At 52.7% G+C, this 13,325-nt stretch carries 11 protein-coding genes; 9 read left to right on the top strand and 2 right to left on the bottom strand.

Annotated features, from left to right (window positions below):
* Window positions 1-31 precede the first annotated feature (31 nt).
* Together EO763_RS15870 and EO763_RS15865 are read right to left on the bottom strand one after the other, a co-directional pair.
* Window positions 32-1,393 carry a 6-phospho-alpha-glucosidase gene (locus EO763_RS15870; RefSeq protein ID WP_161529543.1) on the bottom strand — a complete coding sequence of 454 codons (1,362 nt, stop codon included), beginning with the start codon at window positions 1,391-1,393 and terminating at the stop codon, window positions 32-34.
* 13 nt (window positions 1,394-1,406) lie between these two features.
* Window positions 1,407-2,987: a PTS transporter subunit EIIC gene (locus EO763_RS15865; RefSeq protein ID WP_161529542.1), complete on the bottom strand. Its 1,581-nt coding sequence runs from the start codon at window positions 2,985-2,987 to the stop codon at window positions 1,407-1,409.
* A gap of 359 nt (window positions 2,988-3,346) precedes the next feature.
* On the opposite strand from EO763_RS15865, the gene ndk reads away from it, so the two are divergent.
* The 9 genes from ndk to der all read left to right on the top strand — a co-directional run bounded on the left by ndk (window position 3,347) and on the right by der (window position 13,265).
* On the top strand, window positions 3,347-3,775 hold the full coding sequence (gene ndk, locus EO763_RS15860; RefSeq protein WP_039493568.1) for a nucleoside-diphosphate kinase: 429 nt from the start codon (window positions 3,347-3,349) through the stop codon (window positions 3,773-3,775).
* A 280-nt stretch (window positions 3,776-4,055) separates the two neighbouring features.
* Complete coding sequence (gene rlmN / locus EO763_RS15855; protein ID WP_161530421.1) at window positions 4,056-5,273, top strand: dual-specificity RNA methyltransferase RlmN; 1,218 nt, start codon at window positions 4,056-4,058, stop codon at window positions 5,271-5,273.
* Between the two features lie 218 nt (window positions 5,274-5,491).
* Window positions 5,492-6,247: a type IV pilus biogenesis/stability protein PilW gene (gene pilW / locus EO763_RS15850; RefSeq protein WP_161530420.1), complete on the top strand. Its 756-nt coding sequence runs from the start codon at window positions 5,492-5,494 to the stop codon at window positions 6,245-6,247.
* The gene (gene rodZ, locus EO763_RS15845; protein WP_161529541.1) at window positions 6,237-7,235 is read left to right on the top strand and encodes a cytoskeleton protein RodZ; all 999 of its coding nucleotides are present in this window, start codon (window positions 6,237-6,239) and stop codon (window positions 7,233-7,235) included. The genes pilW and rodZ overlap by 11 nt, the downstream gene beginning before the upstream one ends.
* 40 nt (window positions 7,236-7,275) lie before the next feature.
* On the top strand, window positions 7,276-8,397 hold the full coding sequence (gene ispG, locus EO763_RS15840; protein ID WP_039274788.1) for a flavodoxin-dependent (E)-4-hydroxy-3-methylbut-2-enyl-diphosphate synthase: 1,122 nt from the start codon (window positions 7,276-7,278) through the stop codon (window positions 8,395-8,397).
* A 137-nt stretch (window positions 8,398-8,534) separates the two neighbouring features.
* Complete coding sequence (gene hisS, locus EO763_RS15835; protein ID WP_044206620.1) at window positions 8,535-9,809, top strand: histidine--tRNA ligase; 1,275 nt, start codon at window positions 8,535-8,537, stop codon at window positions 9,807-9,809.
* A 13-nt stretch (window positions 9,810-9,822) separates the two neighbouring features.
* Window positions 9,823-10,443 carry a YfgM family protein gene (locus EO763_RS15830; RefSeq protein WP_010280046.1) on the top strand — a complete coding sequence of 207 codons (621 nt, stop codon included), beginning with the start codon at window positions 9,823-9,825 and terminating at the stop codon, window positions 10,441-10,443.
* 10 nt (window positions 10,444-10,453) lie between these two features.
* Window positions 10,454-11,635 carry an outer membrane protein assembly factor BamB gene (gene bamB, locus EO763_RS15825; RefSeq protein WP_161529540.1) on the top strand — a complete coding sequence of 394 codons (1,182 nt, stop codon included), beginning with the start codon at window positions 10,454-10,456 and terminating at the stop codon, window positions 11,633-11,635.
* A 142-nt stretch (window positions 11,636-11,777) separates the two neighbouring features.
* Window positions 11,778-13,265, top strand: coding sequence for a ribosome biogenesis GTPase Der (gene der, locus EO763_RS15820; RefSeq protein ID WP_161529539.1), 1,488 nt, complete (start codon window positions 11,778-11,780; stop codon window positions 13,263-13,265).
* Window positions 13,266-13,325: the final 60 nt, after the last annotated feature.

The following is a 13,325-nucleotide window of genomic DNA, read 5'->3' as shown; positions in this document are numbered from 1 at the left end:
AGCGATTTTCCCTAATCCGACAAGTAGCGGATTATTGGGCGATGCCGTCTCTATATGCTTGTTTTAATTGCGGCCAGTAATCCTGATTGGCTTCAATCATCTCGTCCAGAATCGCTTTGGCGTGCTGCATCGTTGGCACGGTTCGGTTCAGGGTAAATGCCTGCAACGCCTTCTCGTAGCTGCCTTCCAGCGTGGCTTCAACCAGCAACTGTTCCGATGCCAACTGCTGCTCCAGCAGGGCGCGATGGAACTGCGGAACATTCCCCATCCTCACCGGTTCTGGCCCTTGGGCGGTGATATAAGCCGGGACTTCCACCATCGCATCGTAAGGCAGATTGGCGATAGCGCCTTGGTTTTCGACGATGACCAGATGGCGCTGGCGCAGATCGAACGCTAGCGAGCAGGCGACATCAACGATGAACGAGCCGTGCACGCCAACGTGGAACGCATCCGACAGAATACCGGTTTCCTTGTAGCTGGCCGCCGCCGCAAACAGCTTCTTCTCACGCCCGTCCATCACTTCATTGGCGCGCGTGTAGTCAGGATCCTGATGCTCAACGATCTGGTTCGGCATCAGGTAGTACTGCAAATACGGATTCGGCACGAATTCTGGGAAATGATCCATGATCGGTTTGATGTTGCGCCAGGTTTTCACCCATGACGGATCGGCGTGCTGCGGATCGGTATCAGCGGCATCGGCGGTCAACAGGCCGTAGCGGGCGATATGCTGGCGCAGTTCTGGCATACGATCGACACCGTCGACCAGCACGCGGGTAAACCAGCCAAAGTGATTCAGCCCGAAATAGTCCACCGTGATGTCGTGACGATCGACGCCCAGCACGGCGGCGATATTACGCATCGCGGCAACGGGCATATCGCAAATATTCAGCACGCGGGCGTTAGGACGCAGACGACGAACGCCTTCTGCAACAATCGCGGCAGGGTTGGAGTAATTGACGATCCACGCCTCTTTATGCGCATAGCGCTCAACCAGATCGATCAATTCTGCCATTGGCAAAATAGTACGCAGGCCGTAGGCCAGCCCGCCGGGGCCACAGGTTTCCTGCCCGACGACGCCGTGGCGTAGTGGGATTTTTTCATCCTGTTCGCGCATTTTGTATTGGCCGACGCGCATCTGGGCAAAGACAAAGTGAGCGCCGGTAAATGCGGTTTCTGCGTCGGTTGTGACGGTAAAGACAATGCTGTCACTGTGGTCGCGAATCACCTTTTCCACCACTGGTGCGATGATGTCCTGCCGCGAGCCGTCGATGTCATACAAACGAATCTCTGCCAGCGGGAAATCCGCAAGACGTACCATCAGACTTTTTACAATGCCCGGGGTATAGGTGCTGCCGCCACCGGCAATCGTCAGAATAAATGGGGGTTTCGTCATGGTCAGTCTCCTGTTAAAGCGCGTTTTCAACTGCTTCGCGTATCGTTTTGACGTGAAGTCCGTAAACCACCTGTACGTTGTTACCCTGTCGGATAACGGCTTTCGCACCGGTGTTCTTAAGCTGTTGTTCGTCTACCAACGCGGGGTCGATGAGCGTGACCCGCAGGCGGGTGTAGCAGTTATCCACCACCTCGATATTGGGTTTACCACCCAGCCCGGCGATGATGGTGGCACCAACAAGTTGGGCATCGCCTTTCGCCGCATCCTGCGTTTTTGCCTGATTCTCTGTCTTGAACTGATATTCGGTTTTGGAATAAAGCCGCGTCTCTTCCTCATCGATTTCACGCCCTGGTGTTGGCATGTCGAAGTACAGAATCAGGAAGCGGAAGACGAAAAAGTAAATCACCGACATAGTCAACCCAACCACGATGTACATCGGCCAGTTGGATTTCTCGATGCCCAGCGGCAGGTTATAAAGCAAGAAGTCGATGACGCCGTTGGCACCAATCGCATGCACACCCATGATGGAGAACAGCATCATCCCTATGCCGGTCAGTACGGCGTGGACGGCAAACAGCATGGGCGCGACAAACAGGAAGGAAAACTCCAGCGGTTCGGTGACGCCCAGTAAGAAAGAGGTAAACGCGGCCGGAATCAGAATAGCTTTGGCGGCCAGCCGCTTTTCTGGCTTCGCTGTCACGTACATCGCCAGCGCAGCGGCCGTCAGACCAAACATTTTACTGATGCCGCGCGCATCCCAGACCACGGTAGAACTCAGCTGTTTGACGTCCTGACAGGCCATTTCAGCAAAATAGATGTTGCGTGCGCCCTGATACAGCTTGCCGCACACCTCTGCGGTTCCGCCCAATTCGGTGTACAGGAACGGGGTATAGACCAGATGATGCAGCCCGGTGGGGATCAGCACGCGTTCGAGAAAGCCATATATCGCGATGCCAACAGGGCCCGCGCCTTTGATAGCGAAGGCTAGCCAGGTAATGCCGTGCTGAGCAAACGGCCACAGGGTGCTCATCGCAAAGCCCAGCGCAATCGCCAGCGGAATCACCAGAATGGCGACGAAGCAGTGGCCGGAATAGATCGCCATCACGCCGTTAAACTGTTTACTGGAATAGCGGTTATAAAGATAGCCTGCGAATCCACCGATCAGGATACCGGCGAAAACGCCCATTTCCAGCACCTGAACGCCCAGCACCATGCCTTGCCCGGCAGGGCGCATTTCTGCGGCAGGCACGAGCTTGCCCTGCAATTGCAGCGTGATGTTCATGGCATTAATGAAGATGATAAACATCACCAGACCAATCAGCGCAGCGTAGCCCTTATCGCGCTTTGCTAGTCCGATCGGAATCCCGACGGCGAACACCAGCGCCAAATTAGCCAGAATCGCCACGGCAGATTTGGAAACCAGTTGACCAAAATCCTGAATCAAGGGGTGATTAAGTAAAGGGACATAGCCCGCTAAATTACCGTTACCGAACACATTCCCAAATGCGATGAATAACCCGACAATCGGGAGTATCAGCACCGGCCCATACAGGGACTTGCCGAAATTTTGCAATGCATTGACCGCTCTCTTCATTATCAGCCCTCTTACTGGCCATTATGGTGGGTACAGCAGCAAGGCTAGCAGTGAATGACAAAGAGATTCCAGTTATCTTATTGTTTTAAAAACAAATAACCTATAACGTTACAAGTAACCTTCAGAACTGTGATCGCCGATGATTTGTTACATTCAGGACTGAGCGGTGGGAAGCGAAAAAGCACGAGGCGTAATCGTTAATGAAGAGAGGGTGAGAGGTAATATTTTTTTTAATAAAATGTTATCTCCTTGGTAGGCAACAAAGGCCGCTACCCCTATAATTTGCGCCACTTTCACTGGCTGGGTATACAATTCTTATAATCCGGCTGTAATCTGACAGTTTAGTTAATGAGGTCAATATGACGATAGAACGTACCTTCTCCATCGTAAAACCTAATGCGGTTGCTAAAAATGCCATCGGTGCGATTTACGCACGCTTTGAAAGCGCAGGTTTTACCATTGTTGCGGCTAAAATGCTGCGTCTGAGCCGTGAGCAAGCGGAAGGTTTTTACGCTGAGCATCAAGGCAAGCCGTTCTTTGATGGCCTGGTCGAATTCATGATGTCTGGCCCGATCATGGTGCAGGTGCTGGAAAGTGAAAACGCCGTCCAACGTAACCGTGACATCATGGGTGCCACTAACCCAGCAAACGCATTGGCGGGAACGCTGCGTGCTGATTACGCGGACAGCTTCACGGCGAACGCGGTACACGGTTCTGATTCTATCGAATCTGCTCAGCGTGAAATCGCTTATTTTTTCAGCGATGACGAAATCTGCGCGCGCGCGTAATGTTGCGTGTGATAAACAGGTTAGTGCGTGTGATGTTGCTTCCTTTTCGTTGCGTTAGTGTGCAGTGTCGAAGTAATGACACAGAAAAAAAGCGGTGATGGTAGCTTACCTGTTTTAAACTTTGTACAATGCTGCGCCCCGGATGAGCCTGCACTTATCCGGGGCGTTTCTTTGGTCATAACCATCGAATTCAACCTTCTTTTTAGTGCCATAACGTGTAATAACGAGGCCAGGATTGACAATGTCTAAGCAAATCGCGTCTGAAACCGTCGTGTCTGAAATGACGGCATCTAACACTACCGCATCTAAAACTACCGTATCCGAGCAAACTGTGTCCGAATTCACTCCGGCGTCCGCTGATGCCTCTCAATCCGTCAAAGCCAGTGCGGAAAAAATCAACCTGTTGGATCTTAACCGCCAGCAAATGCGTGACCTCTTCATGTCGATGGGAGAGAAACCGTTCCGCGCCGATCAGGTCATGAAGTGGATTTATCACTACTGCTGTGATGACTTCAACCAGATGACGGATATTAACAAAGTCTTCCGCAGCAAATTGCAGGAGATCGCTGAAATTCGCGCCCCTGAAGTGGTGGACGAACAGCGCTCTTCCGACGGCACCATCAAGTGGGCGATTCTGGTGGGCGGTCAACGGGTTGAAACGGTTTATATTCCAGAAGAAGATCGCGCCACGCTGTGTGTATCGTCTCAGGTAGGCTGTGCGCTGGAGTGCAAATTCTGTTCAACGGCGCAGCAGGGCTTTAACCGTAACCTGCGCGTATCGGAAATCATCGGTCAGGTGTGGCGTGCGGCGAAGATCATCGGTGCGTTTAAAGTCACCGGTCAGCGCCCGATCACCAACGTCGTGATGATGGGCATGGGCGAACCGTTGCTGAACCTGACTAACGTGGTGCCGGCGATGGAAATTATGCTGGATGATTTCGGCTTTGGTTTGTCCAAGCGTCGCGTGACGTTGTCTACGTCAGGCGTAGTGCCTGCGTTGGATAAATTGGGCGATATGATCGATGTCGCGCTGGCGATTTCTCTGCATGCGCCGACCGACGACATCCGCAACGAAATCATGCCGATCAACAAAAAGTACAATATCGAAATGTTCCTGAGTGCGGTACGCCGCTATCTGGAGAAATCCAATGCGAATCAGGGACGTGTTACCGTTGAGTATGTGATGTTGGATCATATCAATGACGGCACCGAGCACGCGCACCAACTGGCTGAATGCCTGAAAGATACGCCGTGCAAGATCAATCTGATTCCGTGGAACCCGTTCCCGGGCGCGCCGTATGGCCGCAGCTCAAACAGTCGCGTTGACCGTTTCTCCAAGGTACTGATGGAGTATGGCTTCACGACGATCGTACGTAAAACCCGTGGGGATGACATTGATGCTGCCTGCGGTCAGTTGGCGGGTGAAGTCGTAGACAGAACCAAACGTACACTGAAGAAGAAAATGGCCGGTGAACCTATCACGGTGAAAGCAGTCTGATAGCAAATGGTCGCGGGTTAACGTGGAAGCGCTAACCCGACGCCGTCCACTGAGCTAATTTGCAGGGGAAAAGTAAGCAAATTGCGAGGCGCGCCGCGTTGTTGTCAGGTCTGACTGCCACCCTGTTCATATTCAGGTAACCTCTTTGGCAAGGACGACAAAGCGAGGGAACAGGGATGGCAAAGCCACTATCACAGGGACTTTCTTTATTACAAGGAATGTCTTTATTGCAGGGAACGTATTGGCTGAGTGGCTTGTTTGTGCTGCTGTTGCTAGTGGGGTGTGTGAAATCGCCTCAGGAGACGACAAATCCCGCGGTCGCCCAAACCCGCTTGCAGTTAGGGTTGACCTATCTGGCGCACAATAATCTGGATTCGGCTCGGCAGAATCTTGAGAAGGCGGTAGCGATTGCTCCGCAGGATTATCGAACACAATTGGGGATGGCGCTTTACGAGCAGCGGATAGGTGAAAATCGTCTGGCCGAACAGCGTTATCAGCATGTGTTGAAGATGGCGCCGGAAAATGGCAGCGTCATGAATAATTACGGTGCGTTTCTGTGTAGTTTAGGGCAGTATGTAGCGGCTCAGCGACAGTTTAGTGCGGCTGCACAACTTCCTGATTACAGTCAGGTTGCTGATGCGTTGGAAAATGCGGGATACTGCTTTTTCAATGCCGGACAGACTGAAGACGCGCGCAATTTATTGAGTCGGGCGCTGAAGTATGACCCGACGAAAGGCAGTGGCTTGCTGGCGGAAGCAAATAAACAGTTTGCTGCCGGGAAAAATGAGCAAGCGCGGCTGCTGATTGATGTTTATCAGCATATTCTTCCGGCCAGTGCCGAAAGCTTATGGTTACAGATTCGTTTCGCCGCGTTAGCGGGCCATGATGGCGATAAAGAACGTTATGGCAACGTGCTGGCGCGAAGTTTTCCACAATCTAAACAGTACCAGCATTTCTTAGCTAATGAATACTGAAGCCACCCAAGATACAACAGAAGCAAAACTACCCGGCGAACGTCTGCGTGAGGCGCGTGAACGCCTTGGGCTGACTCAGCAAACTATTGCTGAGCGTTTGTGCCTTAAAATCACCACCGTTCGCGATATTGAAGACGGTACGACTCCAGCCGATTTAGCGCCGACTTTTCTGCGCGGCTATATCCGTTCTTATGCCAAACTGGTTCATTTACCCGAAGATGAACTGCTTCCTACCGTGGATAAACAGTCCATACCTAAAACGATCTCCGTCTCGCCGATGCAGAGTTTTTCGCTGAAAAAAAGCCGCAAAAAGCGTGATGGCTGGTTGATGACAATCACCTGGCTGGTCGTGTTGGTTGTTCTGGGGCTAACAGGAGCATGGTGGTGGCAAAACCATCAGGCTCAGCAGGCGGAAATCAACAGCATGGTCGATCACGCCAGCTCGATACAGGCACAAACGGAAGGGCAGTCTGTTCCGCTAATGGACAACAGCACCGCGCAGGAAACGGCGACACCGAGTTCTGCTACAGCACCGGCTTCTACACCAGTCGAGCTTTCTGCCACTGGGTCGGAGACACCGTCAACGCCTTCTTCTGCTTCTACACCGTCTGCTGCACCGTCCAGCCAATCACCTTCACACGCGAACGCCGCACAGCCACAAACTGCGGGCAATATTCTGTTGGGGGCTGGGGCTGTCGCACCTGCTGCGGGTACGGTAGCGGAAGCTAATCCCGTCTCTGCGGCTCATGCAGTGGTAATGACTTTCACGGCTGATTGCTGGTTAGAAGTTACGGATGCCAGCGGTAAGAAATTGTTCAGCGGCATGCAGCGCAATGGTGGCACACTGAACCTTGATGGTCAGTCACCCTATAAACTTAAAATTGGTGCGCCTGCTGCGGTACAGATTCAATTTCAAGGTAAGCCAGTCGATTTAAGCCGATTCGTGCGCAGCAGTCAGGTTGCACGCCTGACGCTGACCGCAGAATGACATGTTGTTCAAGTAAGACTGCAATGTTGGAGATGAAGTAATGCATAACGCTGCACCCATAACCCGTCGAAAATCAACACGGATTTACGTCGGCAAGGTGCCTGTTGGTGATGGCGCACCGATTGCAGTGCAATCTATGACCAACACCCGAACCACCGACGTTGAAGCTACCGTCAACCAAATCAGAGCACTGGAACGCGTTGGCGTCGATATCGTCCGCGTCTCCGTGCCAACAATGGACGCGGCCGAAGCCTTTAAGCTTATCAAACAGCAGGTGAATGTCCCGCTCGTCGCCGACATTCATTTTGACTACCGCATTGCGCTGAAAGTCGCAGAATACGGTGTCGACTGTCTACGCATCAACCCCGGCAATATTGGTAACGAAGAGCGCATTCGCTCGGTTGTCGACTGTGCGCGTTACAATAATATCCCGATCCGCATTGGTGTTAACGGTGGTTCGTTGGAAAAAGATTTGCAGGAAAAATACGGTGAGCCAACGCCGGAAGCGCTGCTGGAATCAGCAATGCGCCATGTCGATATTCTCGACCGCCTAAACTTCGATCAGTTTAAAGTCAGCGTCAAAGCCTCGGACGTATTCCTTGCCGTGCAATCCTATCGTCTGCTGGCTGCGCGTATCGATCAGCCGTTGCACCTCGGTATCACCGAAGCGGGTGGTGCACGTAGCGGTGCGGTGAAATCGGCTATCGGTCTCGGTCTGCTGCTGTCTGAAGGTATTGGCGACACGCTGCGCATCTCACTGGCGGCCGATCCGGTTGAAGAAGTGAAAGTTGGCTTCGATATCCTGAAGTCACTGCGCATTCGTGCGCGCGGAATCAACTTCATTGCTTGCCCGACCTGCTCTCGCCAGGAATTTGACGTGATCGGTACGGTGAACGCACTGGAACAACGACTAGAAGATCTTATCACGCCGATGGATGTCTCGATTATCGGCTGCGTGGTGAATGGCCCCGGTGAAGCGCTGGTGTCGACCATTGGTGTCACGGGTGGACATAATAAGAGCGGCTTCTACGAAGACGGTGTGCGGCAGAGAGAGCGCTTCGATAACGAACAGATGATCGATCAGTTAGAAGCCAAGATCCGCGCGAAAGCCTCCATGATGGACGAAAATCAGCGTATTACCGTCAATCTGGTGGATAAGTAACCTTGACGGCGTGGCGGTATGCCTCCACCCGCATAATTCACGATTCCTGAACCCGATGGGGATGCTCCGCATTGAAGATGCGACGACAATCCCTCTATAATCGGGTTTATTTTTTGAAAAACGCATAGAGAACTGACGTGGCAAAAAATATTCAAGCCATCCGTGGCATGAACGATTACCTGCCAGCCGAAACGGCATTGTGGCAGCGTATTGAAAACAGCCTGAAACAGGTGCTCAGCGGCTACGGCTATAATGAAATTCGTTTGCCGATTGTCGAGCAAACGCCGCTGTTTAAGCGTGCTATCGGTGAAGTGACCGATGTCGTAGAAAAAGAGATGTATACCTTTGACGATCGCAATGGCGATAGCCTGACTCTGCGCCCGGAAGGGACGGCAGGCTGCGTCCGCGCCGGTATTGAGCACGGTATTCTCTATAATCAGGAACAGCGGCTGTGGTATGTCGGCCCAATGTTCCGCTACGAGCGTCCGCAGAAAGGGCGCTATCGTCAGTTCCATCAGTTGGGCTGTGAAGTGTTTGGTCTGCAAGGGCCGGATATTGATGCCGAACTGATCCTGATGACGGCCCGCTGGTGGCGTGTGCTGGGCATCGCTGAGCATGTGAAGCTGGAACTGAACTCGATTGGTTCATTAGACGCGCGTGCGCGCTATCGCGAAGCACTGGTTGCATTTCTCGAACAGCATAAAGATCAACTGGATGAAGACTGTCTGCGCCGGATGTATACCAACCCGCTGCGCGTTCTGGATACGAAAAATCCGCAGATTCAGGTGTTGTTGAACGACGCGCCAGTGCTGACGGACTATCTGGATGACGAATCGCGTGCACACTTTGAAGCGCTGGGTGAACTTTTAACGCAGTCCGGCATCCCATATACCGTTAATCCACGTCTGGTTCGCGGTTTGGATTACTATAACCGCACCGTATTTGAGTGGGTGACGACCAGTCTGGGCGCGCAGGGCACGGTCTGTGCCGGTGGGCGTTATGATGGTATGGTGGAACAGCTTGGCGGGCACGCGACGCCAGCGGTGGGTTTTGCAATGGGTCTGGAGCGTCTGGTGCTGCTGGTGCAGTCTGTCAATCCAGATTTCAAAGCACAGCCGAATGTGGATGTTTATCTGATTTCTTCCGGTACAGGAACGCAGGTTGCCGCGATGCAGCTGGCGGAGAAATTACGTGACGCGCTGCCACAGTTGAAACTGATGACCAACTACGGTGGTGGCAACTTTAAGAAGCAATTCGCCCGTGCTGATAAATGGGGCGCACGCGTCGCATTGGTATTAGGCGAAAATGAAGTGGCGGCCGGTCAGGTTGTGGTTAAAAACCTGAGCAATGGCGAGCAGGATACATTGGCACAGGCCGACGTCGCATCGCGGCTGGCAACGTTACTGGATTGAGGAGAGAGACACCGTGGAAGTCTATACCACAGAGAATGAACAGGTTGATGCACTACGTCGTTTCCTCGCGGAGAACGGAAAGGCGTTAGTTGTCGGTGTTGTGCTGGGCGTTGGTGCGCTGGTTGGCTGGCGTTTCTGGCAAAGCCACCAAAATGACAGCGTGATGGCGGCATCTTCATCTTATCAGCAGGTGACGGAGCAATTGGCCGAAGGCAAAGCCGACGCGATTACGGCAACCGAGAAATTTACGGCTGAGAATAAGAATACCTATGGTGCGCTGGCTTCTCTGGAACTGGCTCGTCATTACGTTGATCAGAAAGATTTTGCTAAAGCAGCACAGCAACTGGTGCAGGCGCAGTCGCAGACTAAAGATGCTGACCTGCTGGCGGTAGTGAATCTGCGTCTGGCACGGGTTCAGCTACAGGAAAACAAAGCGGATGACGCGCTAAAAACATTGGATGCCATCAAACTGGAAGGTTGGGCGTCACAGGCTGCGGAAGTGCGTGGTGATATCCTGGTAAGCAAAGGGGATAATCAGGCTGCGCGCGATGCCTACAACAAAGGGTTGTCTTCCAATCCATCGCAGGCACAGCAAGCGTTACTGCGTATGAAACTGAATAACCTGTCCAGCTAAGAGGAATTCCATGCAATTGCGTAAAACACTTTTGGTAGGACTGGTTTCTGTTGCCCTGCTGAGCGGATGCTCGCTGTTTAACAGCGAAGAAGATGTTGTCACTATGTCTCCACTGCCGCAGGTGGAAAACCAGTTCACGCCAACCAAGGTGTGGAACAGCTCGGTTGGGAGTGGTATTGGCGAGTTTTATTCTAATCTTCACCCCGCATGGCAGGATAACCGCGTTTTTGCTGCCGATCGTCGCGGTACCGTAAAAGCGATGGATCTGAGTGACGGCAAAGAGATTTGGCGCGCGGATCTGTCAGAGAAGACCAATTTCTTCTCCCGTAATAATCCAGCGCTGCTGTCCGGCGGTGTAACGGTTTCTGGTAACCATGTCTACGTCGGCAGCGAAAGGGCGCAGGTCTATGCGCTGAATGCGGAAGATGGTACGCCGGTATGGCAGACTAAAGTGGCTGGTGAAGCATTGTCTCGCCCTGTCGTCAGCGACGGTGTGGTGCTGATTCACACCAGCAACGGCATGTTGCAGGCATTGAATGAAGCAGATGGCGCAATCAAGTGGAGCGTCAATCTGGATATGCCGACGCTGTCTCTGCGCGGCGAATCTGCCCCGACAACCGCATTTGGTGCGGCGATTGTGGGTGGTGATAACGGTCGTGTGAACGCCGTGATTATCAATCAGGGTCAGCTTATCTGGCAACAGCGTATTTCACAGCCGAGTGGTGCCACCGAAATCGATCGTCTGAACGATGTCGACACAACACCGGTTGTCTCGGGCGAAGTGGTTTACGCGTTGGGTTACAATGGTAACATGACCGCGCTGGATCTGCGTTCTGGTCAGGTTCTGTGGAAGCGTGAATTGGGTTCAGTGCATGATTTCATCATTGACGGCGACCGCATCTATCTGGTCGATCAAGACGATCGCGTTATTGCGTTGAATACCAACGGCGGCGTGAGCCTGTGGCGTCAAAGCGATCTGTTGCACCGCAACTTAACGGCTCCGGCACTGTATAATGGGTATTTGGTTGTCGGCGATACCGAAGGATATCTGCACTGGCTGAATACGGCGGATGGTCGTTTCGTGGCGCAGCAAAAAGTGGATAGCTCAGGTTTCCTGAGCAAGCCTGTGGTTGCCAGCGACAAACTGCTGATTCAGGCGAAAAACGGTGATGTCTACGCGTTCACTCGTTAAGTAACCGTATTGATTTGGAGCACAGCATTTTGGGGTGTGCTCGTATAACGGCTCCTGACACTATCAGGGGCCGTTTCGTCTTTTTATTGTCAGCGAGTATTTCGCTGTAACGTATTGAAATATAAGTAATGAGGTTGTAACAATGATACCTGTCGTCGCGCTGGTCGGGCGCCCGAATGTGGGGAAATCCACGCTATTTAACCGCTTAACGCGCACTCGTGATGCATTAGTGGCGGATTTCCCTGGGCTGACTCGTGACCGCAAGTATGGTCGTGCAGAAGTGGAAGGGCATGAATTTATTATCGTCGATACCGGTGGGATCGACGGCACAGAAGACGGTGTGGAAACGCGCATGGCGGGCCAATCGCTGGTAGCGATTGAAGAAGCGGATATCGTGCTGTTCATGGTGGATGCACGTGCGGGGCTGATGCCTGCGGATGAAGGCATTGCCAAGCATTTGCGTAGCCGCGAAAAGACGACAGTGCTGGTCGCTAACAAAACCGATGGCCTTGACCCGGATATGGTCACGGCGGATTTTTACTCGCTCGGAATGGGCGAAGTGTACGCGATCGCAGCGTCTCATGGCCGTGGTGTAACGTCGCTGCTGGAAACGGTTCTGCTGCCGTTTGTGCAGGATGAAATAGAAGAACCGGTCGAGCTAACAGAAGAAGAAGAGAACGCGGCTTATTGGGCAGCGTTAGAAGCGAAAGAGCAGGCTAGCGAAGAAGAGGCTGAAGACGATTTCAATCCTGAAGATTTGCCGATTAAACTGGCGATTGTTGGGCGTCCGAATGTGGGTAAATCTACGCTGACTAACCGTATTCTGGGTGAAGAGCGCGTGGTGGTGTTCGACATGCCCGGTACGACGCGTGACAGTATCTACATCCCGATGGTGCGTGACGAACGTGAATACGTTCTGATTGATACCGCTGGGGTACGTAAACGCGGCAAAGTGACGGAAACGGTAGAAAAATTCTCTGTCATCAAGACATTGCAGGCGATAGAAGATGCCAACGTAGTGCTGCTGGTTATTGATGCGCGCGAAGGCATTTCCGATCAAGATCTCTCTCTGTTGGGCTTTATCCTCAATAGTGGGCGCTCACTGGTAATTGTGGTGAACAAGTGGGATGGCATGTCGCAGGAAGCGCGTGAGCAGGTGAAAGAGACGCTGGATATGCGCCTCGGCTTTATCGATTTTGCCCGCATTCACTTTATTTCTGCGCTACACGGTAGCGGCGTGGGTAACCTATTTGAGTCGGTAACCGAAGCCTATTCGTGCGCGACTCGTCGCGTTAGTACGGCGATGTTGACCCGCATCATGCAAATGGCATCAGACGATCACCAGCCGCCGCTGGTGCGTGGTCGCCGCGTGAAGCTGAAATATGCGCACGCCGGTGGTTATAACCCGCCGATTGTGGTGATCCACGGGAATCAGGTGAAAGACCTGCCGGATTCTTACAAGCGCTACCTGATGAACTACTATCGTCGTTCGCTGGAAGTGATGGGCACGCCAATTCGTATTCAGTTTAAAGAAGGGGAAAACCCCTTTGCGGACAAGCGCAACACGCTGACGCCAAACCAGCTACGCAAGCGTAAGCGGCTGATGTCGCATCTTAAAAAAAGTAAGTGATGTATTAACGGGGCGAATAGCGATATTCGCCCCGTTTTGTCTCTGACAAAGCGAACCGTA

The organism is Pectobacterium odoriferum, assembly GCF_009931295.1.
Classification (GTDB): domain Bacteria; phylum Pseudomonadota; class Gammaproteobacteria; order Enterobacterales; family Enterobacteriaceae; genus Pectobacterium; species Pectobacterium odoriferum.
This window is presented reverse-complemented; position numbering and strand designations above follow the sequence as displayed.